This is a genomic window from Streptomyces sp. NPDC093591 (assembly GCF_044764885.1).
In the GTDB taxonomy this organism is placed as follows: Bacteria; Actinomycetota; Actinomycetes; order Streptomycetales; family Streptomycetaceae; genus Streptomyces.
Genome location: NZ_JBIWIY010000021.1, coordinates 36,125 through 57,755, shown reverse-complemented (window position 1 = coordinate 57,755; position 21,631 = coordinate 36,125). Strand labels below are relative to the sequence as shown.

The 21,631-nt window shown below is 70.8% G+C and carries 22 protein-coding genes; 11 read left to right on the top strand and 11 right to left on the bottom strand.

The genetic code is table 11. The features are described 5' to 3' along the window. Positions 1–11 precede the first annotated feature (11 nt). From ACIREI_RS37275 to ACIREI_RS37265, 3 genes are all read right to left on the bottom strand, one after another. Complete coding sequence (locus ACIREI_RS37275; RefSeq protein ID WP_403342796.1) at positions 12–971, bottom strand: EamA family transporter; 960 nt, start codon at positions 969–971, stop codon at positions 12–14. An 85-nt stretch (positions 972–1,056) separates the two neighbouring features. Then, complete coding sequence (locus ACIREI_RS37270) at positions 1,057–1,242, bottom strand: hypothetical protein (RefSeq protein ID WP_403342793.1); 186 nt, start codon at positions 1,240–1,242, stop codon at positions 1,057–1,059. A 100-nt stretch (positions 1,243–1,342) separates the two neighbouring features. Continuing rightward, positions 1,343–2,503 (bottom strand): ROK family protein, encoded by a 1,161-nt coding sequence (locus tag ACIREI_RS37265; RefSeq protein ID WP_403342791.1) that lies wholly within the window; start codon positions 2,501–2,503, stop codon positions 1,343–1,345. Positions 2,504–2,667: 164 nt separating this feature from the next. Between ACIREI_RS37265 and ACIREI_RS37260 the strand changes: the two genes are divergently transcribed. The 4 genes from ACIREI_RS37260 to ACIREI_RS37245 are packed head-to-tail and all read left to right on the top strand — an operon-like array spanning position 2,668 to position 7,134. After that, positions 2,668–3,630, top strand: a complete 963-nt coding sequence (locus ACIREI_RS37260) for a carbohydrate ABC transporter permease (RefSeq protein ID WP_403342788.1) — start codon at positions 2,668–2,670, stop codon at positions 3,628–3,630. Between the two features lie 18 nt (positions 3,631–3,648). Continuing rightward, the gene (locus tag ACIREI_RS37255; protein ID WP_403342786.1) at positions 3,649–4,563 is read left to right on the top strand and encodes a carbohydrate ABC transporter permease; all 915 of its coding nucleotides are present in this window, start codon (positions 3,649–3,651) and stop codon (positions 4,561–4,563) included. A 10-nt stretch (positions 4,564–4,573) separates the two neighbouring features. Beyond that, the gene (locus ACIREI_RS37250) at positions 4,574–5,917 is read left to right on the top strand and encodes an ABC transporter substrate-binding protein (protein ID WP_403342783.1); all 1,344 of its coding nucleotides are present in this window, start codon (positions 4,574–4,576) and stop codon (positions 5,915–5,917) included. A 14-nt stretch (positions 5,918–5,931) separates the two neighbouring features. Beyond that, positions 5,932–7,134 carry a Gfo/Idh/MocA family protein gene (locus ACIREI_RS37245; RefSeq protein ID WP_403342780.1) on the top strand — a complete coding sequence of 401 codons (1,203 nt, stop codon included), beginning with the start codon at positions 5,932–5,934 and terminating at the stop codon, positions 7,132–7,134. Between the two features lie 32 nt (positions 7,135–7,166). Here the strand turns inward: ACIREI_RS37245 and ACIREI_RS37240 are convergent, their stop codons facing one another. Then, the gene (locus tag ACIREI_RS37240; RefSeq protein ID WP_403342777.1) at positions 7,167–7,865 is read right to left on the bottom strand and encodes a L,D-transpeptidase family protein; all 699 of its coding nucleotides are present in this window, start codon (positions 7,863–7,865) and stop codon (positions 7,167–7,169) included. Between the two features lie 487 nt (positions 7,866–8,352). Between ACIREI_RS37240 and ACIREI_RS37235 the strand changes: the two genes are divergently transcribed. Both ACIREI_RS37235 and ACIREI_RS37230 read left to right on the top strand, forming a co-directional pair. After that, on the top strand, positions 8,353–10,011 hold the full coding sequence (locus ACIREI_RS37235; RefSeq protein WP_403342774.1) for a PucR family transcriptional regulator: 1,659 nt from the start codon (positions 8,353–8,355) through the stop codon (positions 10,009–10,011). 242 nt (positions 10,012–10,253) lie between these two features. Then, the gene (locus tag ACIREI_RS37230) at positions 10,254–11,711 is read left to right on the top strand and encodes an amino acid permease (protein WP_403342772.1); all 1,458 of its coding nucleotides are present in this window, start codon (positions 10,254–10,256) and stop codon (positions 11,709–11,711) included. A 69-nt stretch (positions 11,712–11,780) separates the two neighbouring features. Here the strand turns inward: ACIREI_RS37230 and ACIREI_RS37225 are convergent, their stop codons facing one another. Next, positions 11,781–12,578 carry an SDR family NAD(P)-dependent oxidoreductase gene (locus ACIREI_RS37225; protein ID WP_403342769.1) on the bottom strand — a complete coding sequence of 266 codons (798 nt, stop codon included), beginning with the start codon at positions 12,576–12,578 and terminating at the stop codon, positions 11,781–11,783. A gap of 51 nt (positions 12,579–12,629) precedes the next feature. Here ACIREI_RS37225 and ACIREI_RS37220 point away from each other — a divergent pair, with 51 nt between their 5' ends. Next, complete coding sequence (locus ACIREI_RS37220; RefSeq protein WP_403342766.1) at positions 12,630–13,178, top strand: hypothetical protein; 549 nt, start codon at positions 12,630–12,632, stop codon at positions 13,176–13,178. On the opposite strand, the gene ACIREI_RS37215 is transcribed toward ACIREI_RS37220, so the two are convergent. The 4 genes from ACIREI_RS37215 to ACIREI_RS37200 all read right to left on the bottom strand — a co-directional run bounded on the left by ACIREI_RS37215 (position 13,169) and on the right by ACIREI_RS37200 (position 16,341). Continuing rightward, positions 13,169–14,083 carry an SDR family oxidoreductase gene (locus ACIREI_RS37215; RefSeq protein ID WP_403342763.1) on the bottom strand — a complete coding sequence of 305 codons (915 nt, stop codon included), beginning with the start codon at positions 14,081–14,083 and terminating at the stop codon, positions 13,169–13,171. The two genes, ACIREI_RS37220 and ACIREI_RS37215, sit on opposite strands and share 10 nt — an antisense overlap. 95 nt (positions 14,084–14,178) lie before the next feature. Then, the gene (locus ACIREI_RS37210; protein WP_403342760.1) at positions 14,179–14,553 is read right to left on the bottom strand and encodes a DUF4180 domain-containing protein; all 375 of its coding nucleotides are present in this window, start codon (positions 14,551–14,553) and stop codon (positions 14,179–14,181) included. Positions 14,554–14,623: 70 nt separating this feature from the next. Beyond that, positions 14,624–15,253: an MBL fold metallo-hydrolase gene (locus ACIREI_RS37205; RefSeq protein ID WP_403342757.1), complete on the bottom strand. Its 630-nt coding sequence runs from the start codon at positions 15,251–15,253 to the stop codon at positions 14,624–14,626. Next, positions 15,253–16,341 (bottom strand): S-(hydroxymethyl)mycothiol dehydrogenase, encoded by a 1,089-nt coding sequence (locus ACIREI_RS37200; protein ID WP_403342755.1) that lies wholly within the window; start codon positions 16,339–16,341, stop codon positions 15,253–15,255. Before ACIREI_RS37200 ends, ACIREI_RS37205 begins: the two co-directional genes overlap by 1 nt. A gap of 215 nt (positions 16,342–16,556) precedes the next feature. Between ACIREI_RS37200 and ACIREI_RS37195 the strand changes: the two genes are divergently transcribed. Continuing rightward, entirely contained in the window at positions 16,557–18,242 is a 1,686-nt protein-coding gene (locus ACIREI_RS37195) for a rhodanese-like domain-containing protein (protein WP_403342752.1), read from the top strand. After that, the gene (locus ACIREI_RS37190; RefSeq protein ID WP_403342749.1) at positions 18,239–18,988 is read left to right on the top strand and encodes a sulfite exporter TauE/SafE family protein; all 750 of its coding nucleotides are present in this window, start codon (positions 18,239–18,241) and stop codon (positions 18,986–18,988) included. Before ACIREI_RS37195 ends, ACIREI_RS37190 begins: the two co-directional genes overlap by 4 nt. 70 nt (positions 18,989–19,058) lie before the next feature. Here the strand turns inward: ACIREI_RS37190 and ACIREI_RS37185 are convergent, their stop codons facing one another. Next, positions 19,059–19,346, bottom strand: a complete 288-nt coding sequence (locus ACIREI_RS37185) for a metal-sensitive transcriptional regulator (RefSeq protein ID WP_403342746.1) — start codon at positions 19,344–19,346, stop codon at positions 19,059–19,061. Between the two features lie 73 nt (positions 19,347–19,419). On the opposite strand from ACIREI_RS37185, the gene ACIREI_RS37180 reads away from it, so the two are divergent. Next, on the top strand, positions 19,420–20,007 hold the full coding sequence (locus ACIREI_RS37180) for a rhodanese-like domain-containing protein (RefSeq protein WP_403342743.1): 588 nt from the start codon (positions 19,420–19,422) through the stop codon (positions 20,005–20,007). A gap of 1 nt (position 20,008) precedes the next feature. Here the strand turns inward: ACIREI_RS37180 and ACIREI_RS37175 are convergent, their stop codons facing one another. Continuing rightward, a complete protein-coding gene (locus ACIREI_RS37175; protein ID WP_403342740.1) occupies positions 20,009–20,602 on the bottom strand; it encodes a transketolase in 594 nt (197 codons plus the stop codon). A 255-nt stretch (positions 20,603–20,857) separates the two neighbouring features. On the opposite strand from ACIREI_RS37175, the gene ACIREI_RS37170 reads away from it, so the two are divergent. Continuing rightward, positions 20,858–21,628: an isopentenyl transferase family protein gene (locus ACIREI_RS37170; RefSeq protein WP_403342738.1), complete on the top strand. Its 771-nt coding sequence runs from the start codon at positions 20,858–20,860 to the stop codon at positions 21,626–21,628. Positions 21,629–21,631: the final 3 nt, after the last annotated feature.

The following is a 21,631-nucleotide window of genomic DNA, read 5'->3' as shown; positions in this document are numbered from 1 at the left end:
AGGCCGGCTCGTCAGCCCAGGGTCAGCAGGACGGTGGCCGCCGCCGCGCCGGCCAGCCCGATCGCCCGTCGCCCGGTGAGGGGTTCGCGCAGCAGGACGAAGCCCAGGACGACGGGCAGTGCCGGATAGAGAGAGGCGAGGACCACCGCGACCGCCAGCAACTCCCGCTGGGCGGCGAGCAGATAGAGGATGAGGCCGAGCGCGGCTCCCGCTCCGACCAGCAGCGCCTGGACGCATCGCCGTGCCGGCAGCCGCAGCTCGCGGCGGTGCCGGGCGGCGACCGGCAGCAGCACGAGTACGGCGGCGACGCGGCCCGCGGCGACCGGCCACAGCCCGCTCGACGCGTCGGCCTGGCCGAGCGCGAGGTACTGCACGGCGACACCGGCGCTGGCGAGCAGCCCGTCGCTCACCCCGCGGGCCGGCCCAGGCCGAAGGTTGCTCTCGGTGCGCTGCGGGCGCCGGGCACTCCCGGCGTCGAGGCCGGTCGCGGCTTTACCGACCGCCTCCTTGCGATGTCCTTCCTCCTTGCGATGCCCTTCGCCGCCGCTCGGCCGCGGCCCGCCCCGGTCGTCCGCGACGAGCCACAGCGCGGGCACGGTGACCACGAAGCCGGTCCAGGCCAGGACCCCGGGCCGGTCACCGAGCAGGAGCACCCCGCACAGCACGGACAGGGCGACGGAGGTGACGGCGCTCACAGGAACGACGGTGCTCATCGCGCCCCGGCTCAGGCCCCGGTTGAGGAAGTGCATCGCCGCCCCGCTGCCGACGCCGGACAGCGCTCCCCACAGAAGATCCGCCGGGCGCAGGGCACCGGCGGGGACGAGGAGGGCGGCGGCGAGGGCGAGGAGCAGCCCGCCGAGCTGGCCGAGGAGGGTGACGGCGGTGAAGTGGACGCGCCTGGAGAGCATGCCGCCGGTGAAGTCGACGATGCCGTAGAGGACGGCCGAGGTCAGTGCGAGTAAGGCACCCATCGGGTCAGGAGTGCCCGCGGAGGGGGTTCCGATGCCGGGCGAGGCGCGCCGAGGACGGTGCCCGGGCTGCCGCTGAGGCCGGCGCTCAGGCCGCCTTCGCCGGCTGCGGGGCCGCGGCGGCCCACTCCAGGACGAGGCGCTGGTACTCCTCGCGCTCCTCGACGCTCAGTGTCCCGCCCGCCCGGCGCCACAGCGCCCGGATCTCCTCGTTGACCTCGTCAGCCGAGCGATCGGAGGCGAATTCAACAGTGGTGGACATGGTGTGAAGCATACGGCTCCCGAGGTGAAGGCACTGTGAGTAAGCTCGCACAATCCGGACATATTGGACCGTGTTGCTGATCACGTCCATCTGTCCACGCAGATCGAGGAGTTCAGGCGTCCGCCGCACCGAGCACCAGCACCTGGATCGCCAGAACGGCGGCACCACGCGCCCAGTCGTGAAAGTCGGACACCTTGGTCTCCAGGACGATGGGGGCGGCCAGGGGGTGCCGTTGAGCGCGGATGGCCTCCGTCACAGCCTCGCGGGCGACATCCATGAGGCCCACCCCCTCTCCGGCGAGCAGGATCTTCTGCGGCAGCACGAAGTTGCCGATCTGGGCGACCAGGGTGCCGAGGGCTTGGGCCGCCTCCTCGATGACGCGGGCGGGCATGGGTGCGCCCGCCGCGGCGAGTTCGAGGATCTCCTCGTAGGTGTGGTCACGGCCGGTGGCGGCCTGCACCTGGTAGCGGATGTTGGGGATGGTCAGCAGGGAGACGGCGCTGCCGCGTTCCCCGTCGGGGGTGAGCGGACCGTTGGGGTTCACGATCCAGTGCCGCCCGAAGCCCCGGTCCTCCTCGGCGTACGGCACCCGCTTGCCGCCCAGGACCAGCCCGTAGCCGATGCCTGCGCCGATGGTGAGGACGACGAAGCGGTCGAGACCGCGTCCGGCGCCGAACCAGGTCTCCGCCTCGACGAGGGCGGCCACGTCGTTCTCCACGACGACCGGCAGTCCCGTGCGTTCCTCGACCAGTTCGGCGAGCGGGACGTCGCTCCAGTGCAGGAACGGGGACTCCCCGACCACGGCCCGGTCCTCGACGAGACCGCCCACGCCGATGCCGATGCCGGCGAGCCGGGGGTGCCTGACGGCGAGTTCATCGGCCATCTCCCCCACCAGCTCAACGACCTCGGCGGGGTCGTGGGTGGTGAGGGGGCGGTCGTAGCGGGCGACGATCTCGCTCCTGAGGGTGGTGACGACGCCGTAGACCATGTCCTCGGTGATCTTGAAGCCGATGAAGGAGCGGGATTCGGCGACGACGTCCAGCGGCTGGGACGGGCGGCCCTGACGCACTTCCGCCGGGGCGCCCGCTTCGGGGACCTCGACGAGGAGGCCGGACTCGATCAGCGGTTTGGTCAGCCGGGTGAGGCTGCCGGCCGACAGATCGAGCCGCCGGGCGAGTTCGGTGCGCGACACGGGGCCGCCGAGGAGGACCTCGATCGCCACCGAGCGTTCACCGGGGCTGAGGGGAAGCCAGCTGGCGGCTACTGCGGTCATGGTCGTCAGGCTCCCACATGATTTTTTTCTCCACAAAAGCAACCGCGCCAGTCTAGAGCGGTCGACATGACCCGGTGAAGATGTTTGCACGCCCCTTGACGGCTGGATTCTTCCGCCACAAAAGTAAGTGGCCGAGGACGAGCCGCAGACGAGGGAGTCTCCCGATGACCATCGCCTCCAGCAGCCCTCCGTCGCGTCTGCCTTTGGGCGACGCCGAGGGGGCAGGGATCAAGTCGAGGACGCGGGCCCGCTCCCGCGAGGACCGGGGAGACGGGTGGCTCGCCGCGGTGTTCGTCGCTCCGGCGATGCTGGGCTTCCTGGTCTTCCTGCTCTGGCCGACGCTGCGGGGCGTCTATCTGAGCTTCACGCGCTTCAACCTGCTCACTCCGGCGGAGTGGGTGGGCCTCGACAATTACGTGCGGATGGTCAACGACCCGATCTTCTGGAACTCGCTGACGGTCACCGTCGAGTACGTCTTCATCAACATCGGCGTCCAGACGGTGGCGGCGCTCGCCATCGCCGTCCTGCTCCAGCGGCTCACCCAGTCGGCGCTGCTGCGGGGCATCGTGCTCACCCCGTATCTGATGTCGAACGTCGTCGCCGGCCTGGTCTGGCTGTGGATCCTCGACACCCAGCTCGGCATCGGGAACGAGATCATCAGCGCCCTCGGCGCGGACCGCATACCGTTCCTCGCCGACGAGACCTGGGCGATTCCCACCATCGCCCTGATCAACGTCTGGCGGCACGTCGGCTACACGGCACTGTTGCTCTTCGCCGGTCTTCAGGCGATCCCGAACGACATGTACGAGGCCGCGAAGGTGGACGGCGCGAGCGAGTGGCGCATGTTCTGGCGGATCACGATGCCGTTGCTGCGTCCGGTCCTGGCGGTCGTTCTGATCATGACGGTGATCGGTTCGTTCCAGGTGTTCGACACGGTCGCCGTGACGACCGCGGGCGGTCCGGCGAACGCCACGAACGTGCTCCAGTACTACATCTACGGTTCCGCCTTCGGCCGCTTCCAGTTCGGCTACGCCTCGGCGATGTCCGTCGCCCTGCTGGTCGTGCTCAGCGCGATCACCGTCCTGCAGTACCGGCTCACCCGGGCCGGCCAGACCGACCTCGGCTGACGGAAGGGAGACAACGAGATGGCTGCCGTGACCACGACGACCGTACGGCCGGTCAGGCGCAGGTTCTCCCCGGGCCGGGCCGCCGCCTGGGCCCTGATGGGTCTCATCATCCTCATCACCCTGCTGCCGTTCTACTGGATCCTGCGCACCGCGCTCTCCACCAACGCCGGCCTGAGCGCCGACCCCACCGATCCGCTGCCCGTCGACCTCACCGGCACCGGCTTCCAGCGGGCCCTGGGCCTGCAGTCGGCCGAGGAGGCGGTCGCGCAGGGCGGCGCGGGCGGCGGGCTCGACTTCTGGCGCTACCTGCTCAACTCGGTGATCGTCTCGACCCTGATCACCGGGTGCCAGATCTTCTTCTCCGCGATGGCCGCGTACGCCTTCTCACGCCTGCGCTGGCGCGGCCGCGACAAGGTGTTCGCCCTGTTCCTGGCCGGGCTGATGGTGCCGACCATCTTCACGCTGCTGCCCAACTTCGTGCTCATCAAGCAACTCCACCTGGTGGACACGCTCTTGGGCATCGCGCTGCCCAGCCTCTTCATGACCCCATTCGCGGTGTTCTTCCTGCGGCAGTTCTTCATGAACATCCCCCGGGAGGTCGAGGAGGCCGCCCTCCTCGACGGCGCCGGGAAGGTCAAGGTCTTCTTCCGGGTCGTCCTGCCGATGGCGTCCACGCCGGTCATCACGCTGGGCGTGCTGACGTACATCACCTCCTGGAACGACTACTTCTGGCCGCTGATGGTCTCCTACAGCGACAGCTCGCGTGTGCTGACCGTGGCGCTGGCGGTCTTCCGCGCGCAGACCCCGGCGACCGGCGTCGACTGGTCGGGGCTCATGGCGGCGACGCTGATCGCCGCGCTGCCGATGCTGGTGCTGTTCGCCTGCTTCGCCCGCCGCATCGTCAGCTCCATCGGCTTCACCGGGATCAAGTGAGGGAACACGCATGCGTATTCGTAAGCTGACCGCGCTCGGCGGAGCGCTGGCCCTGTCCCTGGTGGCCGGCTGTGCGAACGGCGGCTCCGCGGGGTCGTCCGCGAACACGGTGACGTACTGGCTGTGGGACGCCAACCAGCTGCCCGCCTACCAGGCCTGTGCCAAGGGGTTCGAGAAGGCGAACCCCGGACTCGAGGTCAAGATCACCCAGTTGGGCTGGAGCGACTACTGGACCAAGCTCACCGCCGGCTTCATCGCGGGCACCCAGCCGGACGTGTTCACCGACCACATCCAGAACTTCGGCCAGTTCGCCGACCTGAAGGTCCTCGAACCGCTCGACGACCTCGGCATCAAGGACTCCGACTACCAGCCGGGACTCGCCGCCAACTGGATCGGCCAGGACGGCCACCGGTACGGCGCCCCCAAGGACTGGGACACGGTGGCGCTCTTCTACAACGAGAAGATGGCCCGGGCCGCCGGGCTCACCGCCGAGCAGCTCAACAACCTGGCCTGGAACCCCAAGGACGGCGGCACCTTCGAGAAGGCCATCGCCCACCTGACGATCGACCGGAACGGCAAGCGCGGTGACGAGCCGGGCTTCGACAAGGACAACGTCAAGGTGTACGGCCTCGCCACCAACGGCGGCGGCTTCGGCGACGGCCAGACGCAGTGGAGCAACTTCGCGGCCTCCGCCGGCTGGAGCTACCTGGACAAGCCGCGCTGGGGCACGAAGTACCAGTACGGCAGCGAGACCTTCCAGTCCGTCATCAAGTGGTACTTCGGTCTCGCGAAGAAGGGCTACATGCCCCCGCTCTCCGACTACAACATCCAGTCCAACCAGGCCAACACCCAGGTCGCCGCGGGCAAGGCCGCCGCCGCGTTCGACGGTGCCTGGATGATCTCCACCTACACGGGCTTCAAGGGCCTGGACATCAAGAGCGCGCTCACACCGGTCGGCCCGACCGGCAAGCGCGCCACCATGATGAACGGTCTCGCCGACTCGATCACCAAGGCCGCCAGGAACAAGGAAGGCGCCCGTAAGTGGGTGGCGTATCTGGCCTCCGACGAGTGCCAGACCGTCGTCGGCAAGTACGGCGTCGTCTTCCCCGCCACCCCGGCCGGGACCAGGGCAGCCGTCGCGGCGTACGACAAGAAGGGCATCGACGTCTCGGCCTTCACCGAACCCGTGGCCGACAAGAAGCGCTTCAGGACCTTCTCGTATCCGATCGCCAGCTACTCCGCGGACATGACGGCGCTCATGGCGCCCGCGATGGAGGACATCTACGGCAATGGAAAGCCCGTGAGCAGCCTCGAGAAGACCAACGACCAGATCAACCTCATCCTCGGCCAGTGAAAGGCACCCACTCCATGACGTTCTCCCTCGGCATCGTCGGCGCCGGCCAGTTCTCCGGCCAGTTCGCCACGCTGTTCCAGGCCCACCCCGGCGTCAGCGACGTGTACGTCACCGATCTGCTGCCCGAGCGGGCCGAGCAGCTCGCCGACGCGCAGGGACTGGCCGGCACCTTCCCCTCGTACGAGGCGATGCTGGAGTCGAAGGCCGTCGACGCGGTCGCGATCTTCACCCAGCGCTGGACCCACGGGCCGCTGGTCCTCCAGGGTCTGAACGCCGGCAAGCACGTCTACTCCGCCGTCCCCATGGCGATCACCGCGGAGGAGATCGCCGCGATCATCGACGCGGTCAAGGCGACCGGGCTGACGTACATGATGGGTGAGACCAGCGAGTACAACCCGGCGACGGTGCACGCCCGCAACCAGATCGCCGAGGGCGCCTTCGGGCGGCTCTTCTACGCCGAGGGCGACTACGTCCACGACATGGACCTGGGGTTCTACGAGGCGTACCAGTACAGCGGCGGCGAGAACTGGAAGGCGACCGCCAGCTATCCCCCGCTGCTGTACCCGACCCACGCGGTCGGCGGTGTGCTGGGGGCCTGGCGGACGCACGCGGTGAGCGTGTCGGCGATCGGGGTCGTGGACGACCGCGGTGACGGTGTCTTCGACAAGTCCGTCAGCCAGTTCGGCAACGACGTCTCCAACGCGACCGCGCTGTTCGAGGTCGCGGGCGGCGGGTCGTTCCGTACGAACGAGTTCCGGCGGGTGGGTTACCCGTCCCACATACGGGAATCCCGATTCCGCTTCTTCGGCACCGAGGCCAGCATGGAGCAGCTCGCCACGGTTGCCCTCTGGCAGGACAAGAAGGGCGTGAAGGACATCAGCGAGCTGCTGGAGCCCAAGCCGACCATGGCTCCTGACGACCCGTCACTCCAGCACATCGCCCCGGATCTGCGGGCCGCCTTCACCTCGGGTTCGGCACCGGTGCACGACCGCTCCCGGCTGCCCCGGGAGTTCGACCACCTGCACAACGGGCATGAGGGCAGCCATCACTTCCTGGTGGACGACTTCGTGACGGCCGTCAACACCCGCGCCCTGCCGTCCGTGAACGCGTGGGTGGCCGCCCGCTACACCCTGCCGGGCATCGTCGCCCACGAGTCGGCGCGGCAGGGAGGGGTCAGGCTGGAGATCCCGGACTTCGGAGACGCCCCCGAGGCGTGACGTTCCTGCGCGAGCCGGGTGCCTGAGCTGGATCAGGTGCCCGGCTTGCGGCCGTACACGAAGACGTCGTCGCCCTTCTTCAGCAGCGACCAGTACTTCTTGGCGACGGTCTTGGTCATGTTGACGCAGCCGTGGGAGCCCGGCGGGTTCCACATGCTGACGCCGACCGAGTGGAAGGCCTGGCCGCCGTCGAAGAACTGGGAGTACGGCATCGGCACGTCGTAGATGCTCGACACGTGGTCGATGTCCCGCCAGTAGATCTTCTTCAGGCCGGTGCGGGTCTCGTAGCCGTTGCGGCCGGTGCGGACCGGTACGGGGCCGTAGACCAGCCTGCTGCCGTCCTGGATCCAGCTCAGCTGGAGCGTGAGGTTGACGCAGGCGATGCGGCCCTTGTTCGTCGGGCACTTGCCGTCCTTGTTGGGGTTGTTCCCGACGGCCTTCTGCTTGTTCATGAGGTCCATCACGCCCCAGGTGACGGGGCCGGCGTAGCCCACGTTCGGGGTGATGCCGTGCTTGTTCTGGAAGGCCTGGATGGCCTTGCAGTCGGCGGCGGACTGCCTGCCGTCGACCGGTCGGCCGAGGAACTTCTCCACCTGCTTCTGGTACGGCCCGGTCTGCGTCGTACAGCTCGCGGCCTGCGCCGGCGCGGCGCCGAGTGCGAGCGTGAGCGGTGCGACCAGTCCTCCGGTGATGCCGAGCGCGACTGCTCGCCGTCTGCGTATGTCCGCCATGACCAGGCCTCTCCCCATCCGGTTCGTGCGTTCTCTGCCAGCTAGACAGGTCCACGGGGTGGTGGGTTGTGGGCCTCGTGCGGCTGTGACCAAACGGTGAAATTGTCCCTGGGCCGCCGCTGTGCGCCCCGTGCTCGCCGGTCTGACCGAGCGGCCGGTCGTGCACCTGGACGGCGCGCCGGTCGGTGGGCGCCCGGCTTCTCGGAATGGCTGGGCGAGCGCGGCGGCGTCTGTGTCGTCCGTCACGGGGCCAAGGCACTCGCCCGATCCATGTGCGGTCGGGCGGCGCCCCACTCCAGCGTGCTCATGGCGCTGTCTGCGCTCTGCATCGGCCGGGACCGGCTGCACCGTCTGCCACCGCCGGCCCAGCGGGCGGCCGGAACCGGGCGTAACGGCATCATGCCCCGGGCGGGCGGCCAACGTCCTGGAGCCGTCCGCCGGGTGATGTTTGCAGGTCGGTGGCCGGGGCCCAGTACGATCCCCGTTCATGGATCCGGCCGCGGTGTCTCCGTCCCCAGCCAGCATCAGCCTGCGTCAGTTGCTGATGGCCCTGGGTGACACCCTGGTGGAGGTGCAGGCCGCACCCGCCGGGCTCGATGTCGAGATACGGGGTGTCGCCCTGCTCGATCCGGAGGATCCTCCGACTGCTCAGCCGGGTGAGCTGGTCCTCGTCATCGGTGCCCGGGGCCGCGCCGCCTTTCCCGCGCTGCGGGCCGCCGCCCGCGACGGGGCCACCGCCGTCGTGGTCAAACTGGACGGTCCCGGTCAGGCCGCGGTGATCGGCGAGACCGCCGCCGAGGCCGGGGTGGCGCTGCTCTCGCTGCGCAGCGAGGCGCGCTGGGAGCAGGTGAACGCGTTGGCCCGCGCCGCCCTCGACGACGCCCCTCCGGGCCTCTTCGGCGAAGGGGCCGAGGAGGGCGACCTGTTCTCGCTCGCCCAGACCACCGCCGTCCTCACCAGCGGCATCGTCAGCATCGAGGACGCCGCCAACCGGGTGCTGGCCTATTCGCGCTCCACCGACTCCGACGAGATCGACGATCTGCGGCGGCGCTCCATCCTCGGCTGGCAGGGGCCGGAGGCGTATCTGGCGAAGCTGCGCGAGTGGGGCGTGTTCCAGCATCTGCGCTCCAGCGACCAGGTGATCGGTATCGACAGCCACCCGGAGCTGGGGATCCGCCGTCGGCTCGCGGTGGCCATCAGGTCCGGGGACCGGCAGCTGGGCACCATCTGGGTGCAGGAGGGCTCGGCGCCCCTGTCCGAGCACTCGGAGCAGGCACTGCTGGGCGCCGCCCGGGTCGCCGCGCACCACCTGGTACGCCGCCGCCGGGAGCTCTCCGAGGACCTGACGCTCACCCGGACCCTGCTGGCCGGGCTTCTGGAGGGGAGCACCGGACCACAGCCGCTCGCCACCCACCTGGGATTCGACGCCACGCTCCCGGCCGCCGTCCTGGGGTTCTCGTACGGGACCGCGGGCGTCGTCGCCGCGCCGGAGACGAGTCATGTCGGCGCCGCACCGGAGCTGGCCCACACCGAGGTCACCAACCTGATCTCGGTGCACATCGCCGCCCGGCACCGCAGCGCGCTGGTCACCCAGCTCGACCCCCGTATCTACGTGCTCCTGCCCCAGCTGCCCCGCAGCGTCGGCACGGACACCCTGCGCGGCTGGTGCCAGGAGATCACCGACGCCGCACGCCGCCACCTGGGGCTGCCGCTGCGCGGCTCGGTCGGCTGCCTGGTGCCCGGGCTCGGCGACGTCCCGGAGTCACGCCGGGAAGCCGACCGCATCCTCGACGCCATGATGGGCGCCGACCTCCCCATCGCGGTCGCCGCACTGCCCGACATCCAGGCGGAGGTCCTGGTCAGCGAGATGCTGACGCTGCTCACCGCCCATCCCGAGATACGCGATCCACGGCTGACCTCCCTGGTCCGGCACGACAGCCGGCACCAGGGCCGACTGGCCGAGTCCCTGCTGGCGTATCTGAACTCCTTCGGTGACGTGCGGGCGGCCGCGGCCCAGCTGCACGTGCACCCCAACACGCTGCGCTACCGCCTGCGCCGGGCCGAGGAACTCACCGGCATGGACCTGAGCCGTCCGGACCAGCGCCTGCTGGCCATGCTCCAGCTGCGGCTGCCGCCGGCCACCTGACAAGGCCGCCGACCATCTGACAGCGCTTGCGCATTGGCCGTTCGCACAGGCCTTGAGGGCGAGTTTGTTCGTCCTTCACAAACACGTCGCCCCCCGGCCCCTCATACGCTTGCGCAAATCCATTTCCACAAGTGATACGGCTCACCTCCCACGAGGAGACGGAGCGAGGCTCCACGCCGTGATCGCTTTCTCCGGGCGCCCACTCCCCGCAAGGCCCTCCCCATCACTCAATGGATGTCGACATGACTACACGTCCCCCTGGCTCGGCCACCCCCACCGCACCGGCCCCACTCGCTCAGCCTCCGCAGCAGGAAGGTCTGCGGGCCGGTCTCAAGAACCGCCACCTGTCGATGATCGCCATCGGCGGGGTGATCGGCGCCGGCCTTTTCGTGGGCTCCGCTTCCGGTATCGCCGCCGCCGGGCCCGGCATCCTGGTGTCGTACGTACTGGTCGGTGCGCTGGTCGTCTTCGTGATGCGGATGCTCGGCGAGATGGCCGCGGCCAATCCGACCTCCGGTTCCTTCTCCGCCTACGCGGACCGGGCACTCGGGCGCTGGGCGGGGTTCTCGATCGGCTGGCTGTACTGGTTCTTCTGGGTCGTGGTGCTCGCCGTGGAGGCGACCGCGGGTGCCGTGATCCTTGAGGGGTGGGTGCCGGCCGTACCGCAGTGGGCCTGGGCGCTGATCGTGATGGTGGTGCTCACGGCCACGAACCTGGCCTCGGTCGGCTCGTTCGGCGAGTTCGAGTTCTGGTTCGCGGGCATCAAGGTGGTCGCCATCGCGGGCTTCATCGTCCTCGGCGGCCTGGCGGTCTTCGGTGTGCTGCCCGGCTCCGACCACGCGGCGACCGGCTTCGGCAATCTGACCGAGCACGGCGGCTTCCTGCCCAACGGTCCGGGTGCGATCCTCACCGGCATCCTGCTGGTCGTCTTCTCCTTCATGGGCAGCGAGATCGTCACCCTCGCCGCCGGTGAGTCCCCGGACGCGCGGCGGGCGGTCGCCAAGGCCACCAGGAGCGTCATCTGGCGGGTCGGCGTGTTCTACGTCGGCTCGATCCTCGTCGTCGTCGCGCTGCTGCCGTGGAACGACCCCTCGATCGCCAAGCACGGTTCATACGTGGCGGCCCTGGACTCGATCGGCATCCCGCACGCCGGGCAGATCATGAACGTCGTCGTGCTGACGGCGGTGCTGTCCTGTCTCAACTCCGGCCTCTACACCGCCTCCCGCATGGCCTTCTCCCTCGGTCAGCGGGGCGACGCTCCGCAGTCCTTCGTCCGCACCAACGCCCGCGGTGTGCCGACGGCCGCAATCCTGGCCTCGGTGGCCTTCGGTTTCGTCGCGGTCGCCTTCAACTACCTGTGGCCGGACACGGTCTTCCAGTTCCTGCTGAACTCCTCGGGCGCGGTCGCGCTCTTCGTGTGGCTGGTCATCTGCTTCTCGCAGCTGCGGATGCGGGGGATCATCCTGCGCGAGAGCCCGGACAAGCTCGTGGTCCGGATGTGGCTGTTCCCCTATCTGACGTGGGCGACGATCGGGATGATCTCGTTCGTGCTCGTCTACATGCTCACCGACGACAGCGAGGGCGGCGGCCGCAGTCAGGTCCTGCTCTCCGTACTCGTCGCCGCCCTGGTGATCGCGTTCTCGCTGGTGCGGGAGCGGAACCGGCGCGACAGCGCCGAGGAAGCGGTCGCGCCCCGGTAGTCACCGCGAACCGCCGTACAGCGTTCCCGGCTCCTCGCCACCTCGACGGGGAGCCGTCCGACGGGCCGCTCATGCGTCTGCCCGCCCCCGTGTCCCCGCGTGGAAGCCCGTGTTGACCGCTGTCAGCCCGCCGTCGACGGTGAGGGTGGTGCCGGTGATCCAGGCCGCGTCGCGGGACGCCAGGAAGGCGACGGCCGCGGCGATGTCCTCGGGTTCGCCGACCCGCCCCAGGGGGTACAGCGGGCGGATCGCGTCGAGCTCCGCGTCCCGCCCCTCCCACGCCGAGGTGCGCACCGTGCCGGGCGTGACCAGGTTGACGCGGACGCCGCGGGCGGCGGCGTGGCCGGCGAGGGTGCGGGTGAGGGAGCCGAGGCCGACCTTGGCGGCACTGTAGGCGTGGTTGCCGAAGTCCTGGAGGCCGTTGACGGAGCCGATGTTCACGATGGCGCCGTGGCCGGTGGCCGCCAGGTGCGGGAGGGCGGCGCGGCAGCAGCGATAGGTACCGGTCAGGGTGACGTCGAGGTCGCGGGCCCACGCGTCGTCCGGACCGTCCTCGAAGAGCGGGGTGTCGGGGGTGCAGGAGGCCGCGCTGTTGACCAGGACGTCGAGGGAGCCGAAGGTGCCGACGGCGTGGGCGACGGCCGCCTCGACGGACGCACGGTCCGCCACGTCGCACACGAGCGCCTGCGCCGCAAGGCCGTCCTCCCGCAGCGTCGCCGCGGTCTCCTCGGCCTCCGGCCCGTCCCTGTCGGTCACCAGCACCCGGGCGCCCTCCTGCGCGAACCGTCGGGCGGTGGCGGCGCCGATGCCGCGAGCAGCGCCGGTGACGAGAACTCCGTGGCCCGCGAAGCGTGTTGTGTCCGTCATGACGCCGAACCGTACTGCCGCAGTGATCGTCCGGGCAGATAGCGTTCCGCCATGTCCGCGTTCATTCAGCAACTCCCCGCGCTCATCGGCGTCGTCATCGGCGCGCTCGGTTCGTATCTGGTGGTCGTGCGGGGCGACCAGGTGAGGTTCCGGCGGGAGCAGGCGGCGCGCTGGGAGGAGCGGCGGCTCGCGGTGTACGCCGACTACGCGCAGTCGGTGAAGAAGACGGTCACGGTGACGTACCGGGTCGCGGCCGAACTCGGCAACGACCCGCACCCGGATCCCCTGCCCCTCGAGGAGGCCAAGCCGCTGCTGGCCGACGCCACCACTCGCCGGGACCCCTCGGGTGAGGCACTGATCATGCTGGGCAGCCCCGAGGTGGTCGACAAGGCACGGACGTGGGTCGTGACGGCCATGGAGATGGAGCGGTTCGTGCGCGAGAGCAGGAGGGATCCCGAGGCCTGGCGGGCACTCCTGGAGCGGCAGCGCGCCGGACGTGAGGGCTACTACACGGCGGTGCGGGAGGACCTCGGCCTGCCGCCCGGCCACTCCGCGCGCTGGCCGCTGCGCACGGGCGAACCGGTGCCGTCTCAGCGGTAACCCGCCGTGTCCGCCGGCTTCCCCGCGTCCTGGACCTCGACGAGATACCGCCACGCGTCGGGGCGACTGCCGTCGAGGTCCGTGAAGCCGTAGACCTGTGCGAGCTGCCCGCTGGAGAGGGACGCGCCGTTCCAGCGGGACACGCCGGGGTCGGCGGCGAGGGCGGCGACGGCGCGGCCGACATAGCGCGGCGTCTCGGAGATGGCGAAGTGCGGGACGCGTTCGAGGGCGTAGCGCCAGTTGTCCTCCCGCACCCCGAAGGCCTCCAGCATCATCTCCGAGCGCAGCCAGCCCGGGGTCAGCGCGACGGCCGTGGCGCCGCGCGGTCCGAGTTCGTGGCCGAGGGAGAAGGCCATGCGCAGGACGGATGACTTGGCGAGGTCGTAGAAGAAGGAGCTCCGGTAGTGGTCGCCGTTGTAGTCGGCCGTGCCGTCGGTCATCTCGACCACCAGTCCGCCGGGGTGGCGCAGGAGCAGGGGCAGGGCGTGGTGGTTGGTGATCGCGTGGGTCTCGACCGCGAGCCGCAGCAGCCTGAGGCCCTTGTCGAGGTCGTGCTCCCAGATCGGGCTGTCCCAGGCGAAGAGCTTCTCGCCGCCCCAGATGTCGTTGACGAGGATGTCGAGGCGGCCCTGTTCGTCCGCGATGCGGTCGACGAGGGTGCGGACCTGTGCCGGGTCGAGGTGGTCGGTGGGTACGGCGACGCCGTGGCCGCCGGCCTCGGTGACCAGGTCGGCGGTGTCCTCGATCGTCTCGGGGCGGTCGTACTCCGAGCGCCGGGCGCGGGTACTGCGCCCCGTCACGTAGACGGTGGCGCCGGCCGCGCCGAGTTCGACGGCGATGCCCCGTCCGGCTCCCCGTGTTGCCCCCGCGACCAGTGCGACCTTGTCCTTGAGCGGCAGTGACATGTCCGGCCTCCCGACCCTGTACGAGCGATGTCGCTATCGAGGGTGCCGGGGAAGCCGGACATCTTCTGTCGTCTTTTACTCGGTCTGCCGAGCGGTCACTCTGCCGGGCGCAGTCGCGCGTCGAGTGCGTCGTAGGTCGGCAGGAACCAGATGTGCCCGCCGTTGTTGGTCTCGTGGACGAAGTCGCGCAGGGCCGTGCTCTCGGCGATGTGGCGGGAGACGTCGCCGACGACGGCGAGGCGCACCCGGTAGTTCACGAACTTCTGCATGACCGCGCCCGCGACGCCCGACTTCAGCCGGAAGAACGCGTCGGCGACCCGCTCGACCGGCACCGCGACCAGCGTGGCGTCCTGCCCGTAGGCGTCGCCGATGAGATCGAGCGCCGCGCTCTCGCCGTCCAGGGGCGGGCCGTCGGGAGCGCAGCGCAGGACGCGTACGTCATGCAGGGTCACGAGCGTGTTGGTGGTCATGGTGCGCGATCGTATGGCCGGCTCTCGTCTCCGACCATTGGGTTTCCGGCCCTGACGGCGGTTTCCGGCCTCAGTGGCCCCGGTCGATCCACTCCTGCAGCTGCGGCGCCTCCGCGCCGATGGTGGTCGCGTCGCCGTGGCCGGTGAGGACCTTGGTCTCGGGCGGGAGGGTGAGGAGGCGGGCGCGGATCGAGTCGATGATCGTCGGGAAGTGGGAGTAGGAGCGGCCGGTGGCGCCGGGGCCGCCCTGGAAGAGGGTGTCGCCGGTGAAGACGACCCCCAGTCCGGGGTCGTACAGGCAGACCGCGCCCGGCGCGTGACCGGGCGTGTGCAGGACCGTGAGGTCGGCGCCCACGGCCTCGATGATCTGCCCGTCCTGGAGGTGGGCGTCGGGGTCGCGGTCCGGATGGGTCTGCTTCCACAGCGGCAGGTCGTCGGGGTGGAGCCAGATCGTGGCGCCGGTGCGGTCGGCCAGGGCGGGCGCGGCGTCGATGTGGTCGTTGTGGGCGTGGGTGCACACGATCGCGGTGAGGCGCCGGTCGCCGACGGCCTCGGCGATGGCGTCGGCGTCATGGGCGGCGTCGATGACGATGACCTCGTGGTCGTCGCCGACGATCCACACGTTGTTGTCGACGTCCCAGGTGCCGCCGTCGAGGCTGAACTGTCCGGAGGTGACGAGGCGTTCGATGCGGGCGGCCATCAGAGCATCACCACCGAGCGCAGGACGTCGCCGTGGTGCATCCGCTCGAACGCCTTCTCCACCTCGTCCAGTTGGATGGTCTCGGTCACGAACGCCTCCAGGTCCAGGCGGCCTTGCAGATGCAGGTCGATCAGCATCGGGAAGTCCCGGGAGGGCAGACAGTCGCCGTACCAGGACGACTTCAGCGCGCCGCCGCGGCCGAAGACGTCCAGCAGCGGCAGCTCCAGCTTCATCTCGGGGGTGGGCACGCCGACGAGGACGACGGTGCCGGCGAGATCGCGGGCGTAGAAGGCCTGCTTGTACGTCTCCGGACGGCCGACCGCCTCGATCACCACGTCCGCGCCGAAGCCGCCGGTCAGCTCGCGAATCGCCGCCACCGGGTCGGTCTCGCGCGAGTTGACCGTGTGGGTGGCGCCCATCGTGCGGGCCTTGTCCAGCTTGCGGTCGTCGATGTCCACGGCGATGATCTTCGCCGCTCCCGCCAGATTCGATCCGGCGATCGCCGCGTCGCCGACGCCACCGCAGCCGATCACCGCGACCGTGTCGCCCCGGCCGACGTTGCCGGTGTTGATCGCGGCACCGATCCCGGCCATCACGCCGCAGCCCAGGAGACCGGCGACCTGCGGGGCCACCGCCGCGTCGACCTTGGTGCACTGCCCGGCCGCGACGAGGGTCTTCTCCGCGAAGGCGCCGATACCGAGCGCCGGGGAGAGCTCCTGTCCGGTCGAGGCCAGGGTCATCTTCTGCTTCGCGTTGTGGGTGTCGAAGCAGTACCAGGGCCGGCCGCGCAGACAGGCCCGGCATGTCCCGCACACCGCACGCCAGTTGAGGATCACGAAGTCACCGGGCGCGACGTCCGTGACACCGGCGCCGACCGACTCCACCACGCCGGCCGCCTCGTGGCCCAGCAGGAAGGGGAAGTCGTCGCTGATGCCGCCCTGTTTGTAGTGCAGGTCGGTGTGACAGACCCCGCAGGCCTGCACCTGTACGACGGCTTCTCCCGGCCCCGGGTCCGGCACGACGATCGTCTCCAGGCGCACGGCCTCGTCCCTGCCCGGTGCGATCACGCCCCGTACTTCCTGCGCCATGGTGCTGAACCCTTCACTAGGCGGCTCTCCGTCCACCTCCGACCCTAGACGTGACTGATCGGTAAAGGCACGCGCGAAGGCCTTCACATCCGCTTCCAACCACCTCCCAGGAATACCCCCGGGGGTACCCTGCTACTGTGGTTCACATACCCCCGGGGGTAAATCTCCGACCGGGGCTCACCGGCTTCACCAGGACACAGGAGAGGAGTGCCGCCGTGTACTTCGTCGACACCATCGACGTGCCGGGACTGGGCAACCGCGGCTATCTGGCGGGCGGCGCGCACAGCGCCGCGGTGGTCGATCCGCCCAGGGACATCGACCGGGTGATCGCGGCCGCCGCGCGTCGGGACGTGCGCATCACCCACGTCGTGGAGACCCACGTCCACAACGACTACGTGACCGGGGGCCTGGAGCTGGCCCGGATCACCGGCGCCGCCTATCTCGTGCCGGCCGCGGCACGGGTCGGCTACGAGCGGGTGCCGGTCGCCGACGGGGACCGTACGCGGATCGACGACGGCCTGGTGCTGCGCGCCCTGGCCACCCCTGGGCACACCCCGCACCACACCTCGTACGTCCTGGAAGAGGCGGGGCGCTCCGTGGCCGTCTTCACCGGCGGCTCCCTGCTCATCGGCACCGTCGGGCGGCCCGACCTGGTCGAGCCGGGGCTGACGGGGAGGCTGGCGCGGGCGCAGTACGACTCCGCGCACCGGCTGGCCGCCGAGCTGCCGGACGAGACGGCGGTCCTGCCGACGCACGGCTTCGGCAGCTTCTGCTCCGCCACGCAGGCCGCGGGCGGGGCGGTGACGACGATCGGGCGCGAGCGTGCCGTGAACGAGGCTCTGGTGAAGGACGTCGACGCGTTCGTCGCCGACCTGCTCGCCGGGCTGGACGACATCCCCGCGTACTACGCGCACATGGGTCCGGCGAACGCGCAGGGCCCGGCTCCGGTGGACCTGACGCCGCCCCGCCCGGCCGACGCCGAGGAGATCGCGGCACGGCTGGCCGCCGGGGAGTGGGTGGTGGATCTGCGCAACCGGGTCGCGTTCGCGAAGGGGCATGTCGCCGGGTCGCTCAACTTCGAGGCCGAGGGGCAGCTCGCGACCTATCTGGCCTGGCTGCTGCCGTGGGGCAAGCCGGTCACCCTGCTCGCCGAGACACCGGCCCAACTGGCCGATGCCCAGCGGGAACTCGTGCGGGTCGGCATCGACCGTCCGGCCGCGGCCGCGACCGGTTCCCCCGCCGACTGGACGCGGCAGGGCGAGCGGCCGCGCTCCTTCCCCCGCGCCACCTTCGCCGCACTGGCCGCGCAGGACGGCGCGGTGGTCCTGGACGTGCGGCGCGACTCCGAACGCGAGGCCGAGTACATCAAGGGCTCGCTGCACATTCCGCTGCACCAACTGCGCGGCCGGCTGACGGAGATACCGGAGGGCACGGTGTGGGTGCACTGCGCCGGCGGCATGCGGGCCGCCATCGCCGCCTCGCTGCTCGACGCGGCGGGACGCGACGTGGTTGCCGTCGACGACGGGTTCGCGGCGGCGCGCGACGCCGGGCTCCCCATGGCGCGCATCACCCCGGCCGAAGCCGAGGAGCGGGTGGGTTCGGACGCCGTCCTGCTGGACGTCCGCGAGCCCGACGAGTGGGCCGCGGGGCACGCCCCGGGCGCTGTCCTCGCGCCGCTGTCCTCGCTCACGGCCGGGGAGTTGCTGCCGAAGGCCGCGCAGGGCCGCCCGATCGTCGCGATCTGCCGCTCCGGCAAGCGCTCCCGCGAGGCCGCGGCCCTGCTCACCGCGCGCGGCGGCACGGACGTGGTGGACGTCATCGGCGGTATGCGGGCCTGGGCCGAGGCGGGGCTTCCCGTGGTGGCGGAGTCGGGGGCGGGTACCCCCGGCCCACCCCGGTGAGCGCCCTCGTCCTCGGCCTGCTCGCCGGCGGTGTCACCGGGCTGGCGCTCGGGGCGCTCGGAGGTGGCGGCAGCGTGCTGGCCGTGCCCGCGTTGATGTACCTGCTCGGCTTCACGCCCGCCGCGGCCGCCACCGCGAGCCTGGTCGTCGTCGCCGTCACCTCCGCCACCGCGCTCACCGCGCACGCCCGCGAGGGCACCGTGCGGTGGCGCGCCGGGGCGCTGTTCGCCGGGGCGGGCCTGCTGCCGGCGGCGGTCGGCGGTGCGCTGTCCGGGCGGCTGCCTCCCGGGCTGCTCACCGCGGCGTTCGCGGTGATCGCCGCGCTCGCCGCCCTGCGCATGCTCCGGCCGTCGGCCTCCGTACGGCATCACGACGTGCCGGTGCGCCGAGGTCGGGTCGTCCGGGCCGGAGCGGGTCTCGGTGCGGTGACCGGGGTGCTGGGGGTGGGCGGGGGCTTCCTCGCCGTACCGGCGCTGGTGAACGTGGTGGGGCTGCGCATGCGGGCCGCCGTGGGCACCAGTCTGCTGGTCATCACCGTCAACTCGCTGGTCGCGCTGGCGGCCCGGGCCGGCTCTGCCGTGAGCCTCGACTGGACCACCGTCGGGCCGTTCGCCGCGGCCGCGATACTCGGCGCGTGGGACGGCAAGCGTCTCGCCGCGAAGGTCTCGGGCGGCACACTTCAGCGGATCTTCGCGTACGTGCTACTGGCGGTGGCCGTGTTCATGCTGGCCGACGCCGTCGTGTGACAGCCGGGCGTACGACAACGGACCTGTCGGCCCCGGCCCGGATCTTCCCCTGGCGACCGGGCCCGCGCCCCTACGCCAGCGACAGGAACAGCTTCTCCAGCCGTGCCTTCAGCTGCTCCGTCGTCTCGCCGTTGCTCCGGCCTTTCTCGGCGTCGGTGAGGCACTGCTGCAGCCCGGTCGCGATGATCGCGAAGCCGGCCCGGTCGAGGGCGCGGGAGGCGGCGGCCAGCTGGGTGACGACGTCCTCGCAGTCGCGGCCCTCCTCGATCATCTTGATCACTCCGGAGATCTGCCCCTGCGCCCGGCGCAGCCGGTTCAGCACCGACTTGAGGTCATCGCCCTCGAACTGCAATTCCACGATCACTCCCCTACACCCCGCCACATACCCTTGGGGGTATTTTACCTCCTCCTCGGAAAGGATCTCATTTCCCATGACCACACCCCACGGCCCCCTCGCCCTCGACGTCGACGAGGCCCGCACCCGACTGCCCGGCCTGACCGTCCTCGACGTCCGCACGCCGGGCGAGTACGCCACAGGTCATCTGCCCGACGCCCTGAACGTCCCCCTGGACCGGCTCAAGAGCGCCCTGCCGGCCCTGGGCCGCATCCCCGGCGAGCAGCTCCTGGTGGTGTGCGCCTCCGGGGCCCGCTCGGAGAACGCCTGCCGCGTGCTCGCCGAGCACGGCATCCGGGCCATGACCCTGACAGGCGGAACCCAGGGCTGGGCGCGACGCGGGCACGAGCTGCACCGGCCGACGGAGACCTCGCGCGCCACCTGGTCCATGGAGCGCCAGGTCCGTTTCACCGCGGGCGCGATCGTCCTGACCGGGCTCGGGCTCGGACTCCTGCACCCCGCCTGGCAGTTGCTGTCCGCCGGCGTCGCGGGCGGCCTCGTCTTCTCGGCGCTCACCGACACCTGCGGCATGGCCGTGCTGCTGTCGAAGCTCCCGCACAACCGCCCGCGCCCGGCGGACCTCACGGCGACGCTGGCCACCCTGGCTCGGCGCGGGGAGGCGTAGGTCACCTGAGGAAGTCCGGGACGGCCCGGGCGAGGACGTCCTCGTCCAGGCCGTCCGCGTCCCCCAGGGGCAGCAGCCGGTGCGGTACGTGCACCAGGGTCTCGGCGACATGCCGGGCCGACAGGCCGGGCGGTCCGGGCTCGACGAGCACCACGTCCGCGTGGTCGGCGGCCAGTACGGCGGTGCGCAGGCCGACGTGGTCGAAGGGGCGGAGGGTGGCCGCGTAGAGCACGGCCAGGTCGAGACCGGCCGTGGCGCGCAGCACGGGGTCGAGCGTGGCGCCGACCGCGAGGACGACGCCGTCGAACCCCTCCCGGACGAGCTCGAAGCCCTCAGCCGGGCAGCGCGCCTCGCTGTTGGACTCCCCGGTGAGATGCACGTACGCCCGCTCGCCGCGCCGCACCGCGCGCCCGATCGCATGACGTACCTCGTCCGGATGGCCGGGGACGTGGACGCTCCAGCGCGGGTCGGTGGCGAACCGCGCCAGTTCCTCCACGGCGCGGTAGCCGACCAGGACGGTGCCGCGCCCGGCCGGCCCGGCGGGGCGGGCGGCGGGCAGGGATTCGGCGACGGCCTGCAGCATGTCGGGGTGCACGGCATGTCCTCCTGGGGACGGGTTCCTGTGACGCGTCATGAATTCGTCAAGAAACAATGCGACGGCCACTCATATTGCTTGGAATTCCCCGAAGTCGCCCTCTCCAACTGGTCCCGCTTGAACCTTTAACAAGCTCACAGAAATGTGGCCGTCTCTTTGCCCGGTCCAGGCTTTCCGCTGGGTGTCGGCACCAGCCGTGCTGCGTAACTTGGCAGTGGTCTTTCCCGTACCCGAAGCGGAAGGGGACATCCCGCCATGGCAGAGAACGAAACGTCCTCCACGGTCCGTCCGTTCGTCCATCTGATCGCGGGGCCGACCGGGGTCGGCAAGAGCGCGGCGGCCACCGAGCTGGCCCGGGCGACCGGCGCCCCGATCGTCGTCGCCGACCGCTTGCAGTGCTTCACCGACCTCGCCACCACGAGCGCCCGCGCCGGGGCCGAGGTGCCGGGCGTGCGCCGCCACTGGCTCGGGGACCGGACGTTCGCCGACGGCGACCTGTCCGCGACCGAGGCCACGGACGCGCTCGTCGCGCTCGTGGAGCAGCTCGCCGACCGGCATCGGCTGGTGATCGTCGAGGGTGGCTCGATCTCGCTGCTGCGGGAGCTGTGCGCCCGCCGGCCCCGGCTCGCCTGGCGACTGACGGTCCGTCTCCTCCCGCCTCCCGCGTACGACGTGTACCTCGCCGATCTGACCCGTCGGGCCCGCGAGATGCTCACGCCGGGCGTCTGCGGCCCGGGTCTGCTCCAGGAGCTGGCCGCGCTCTGGCGCGATCCGCGGCAACGGCGGCTGGCCGCGTCCGTCAACGGATTCGAGGCGGTGCTCGAATGCTGCGCCAAATACTCACTTGATGCAGGGACCATCGACAAACAGGAAATCCCCGAACACATCCTGCGTCGGATCGCCGATCTCATCGCCGAGCGGCATGCGGAGCACGGCATTCTCCAACATCGCGTGTTCACCGAAATTTTCGAGAACGCGACGACGGGCCCCGCATTCGACCTCGGCATGCCGGAGCGTGCGGCATGACGG

Bases quoted from the DNA above. Each gene is read 5' to 3' on its own strand.
- ACIREI_RS37275 (WP_403342796.1), bottom strand. From the start codon at position 971: ATGGGTGCCTTACTCGCACTGACCTCGGCCGTCCTCTACGGCATCGTC.
- ACIREI_RS37270 (WP_403342793.1), bottom strand. From the start codon at position 1,242: ATGCTTCACACCATGTCCACCACTGTTGAATTCGCCTCCGATCGCTCG.
- ACIREI_RS37265 (WP_403342791.1), bottom strand. From the start codon at position 2,503: ATGACCGCAGTAGCCGCCAGCTGGCTTCCCCTCAGCCCCGGTGAACGC.
- ACIREI_RS37260 (WP_403342788.1), top strand. From the start codon at position 2,668: ATGACCATCGCCTCCAGCAGCCCTCCGTCGCGTCTGCCTTTGGGCGAC.
- ACIREI_RS37255 (WP_403342786.1), top strand. From the start codon at position 3,649: ATGGCTGCCGTGACCACGACGACCGTACGGCCGGTCAGGCGCAGGTTC.
- ACIREI_RS37250 (WP_403342783.1), top strand. From the start codon at position 4,574: ATGCGTATTCGTAAGCTGACCGCGCTCGGCGGAGCGCTGGCCCTGTCC.
- ACIREI_RS37245 (WP_403342780.1), top strand. From the start codon at position 5,932: ATGACGTTCTCCCTCGGCATCGTCGGCGCCGGCCAGTTCTCCGGCCAG.
- ACIREI_RS37240 (WP_403342777.1), bottom strand. From the start codon at position 7,865: ATGGCGGACATACGCAGACGGCGAGCAGTCGCGCTCGGCATCACCGGA.
- ACIREI_RS37235 (WP_403342774.1), top strand. From the start codon at position 8,353: ATGGATCCGGCCGCGGTGTCTCCGTCCCCAGCCAGCATCAGCCTGCGT.
- ACIREI_RS37230 (WP_403342772.1), top strand. From the start codon at position 10,254: ATGACTACACGTCCCCCTGGCTCGGCCACCCCCACCGCACCGGCCCCA.
- ACIREI_RS37225 (WP_403342769.1), bottom strand. From the start codon at position 12,578: ATGACGGACACAACACGCTTCGCGGGCCACGGAGTTCTCGTCACCGGC.
- ACIREI_RS37220 (WP_403342766.1), top strand. From the start codon at position 12,630: ATGTCCGCGTTCATTCAGCAACTCCCCGCGCTCATCGGCGTCGTCATC.
- ACIREI_RS37215 (WP_403342763.1), bottom strand. From the start codon at position 14,083: ATGTCACTGCCGCTCAAGGACAAGGTCGCACTGGTCGCGGGGGCAACA.
- ACIREI_RS37210 (WP_403342760.1), bottom strand. From the start codon at position 14,553: ATGACCACCAACACGCTCGTGACCCTGCATGACGTACGCGTCCTGCGC.
- ACIREI_RS37205 (WP_403342757.1), bottom strand. From the start codon at position 15,253: ATGGCCGCCCGCATCGAACGCCTCGTCACCTCCGGACAGTTCAGCCTC.
- ACIREI_RS37200 (WP_403342755.1), bottom strand. From the start codon at position 16,341: ATGGCGCAGGAAGTACGGGGCGTGATCGCACCGGGCAGGGACGAGGCC.
- ACIREI_RS37180 (WP_403342743.1), top strand. From the start codon at position 19,420: ATGACCACACCCCACGGCCCCCTCGCCCTCGACGTCGACGAGGCCCGC.
- ACIREI_RS37170 (WP_403342738.1), top strand. From the start codon at position 20,858: ATGGCAGAGAACGAAACGTCCTCCACGGTCCGTCCGTTCGTCCATCTG.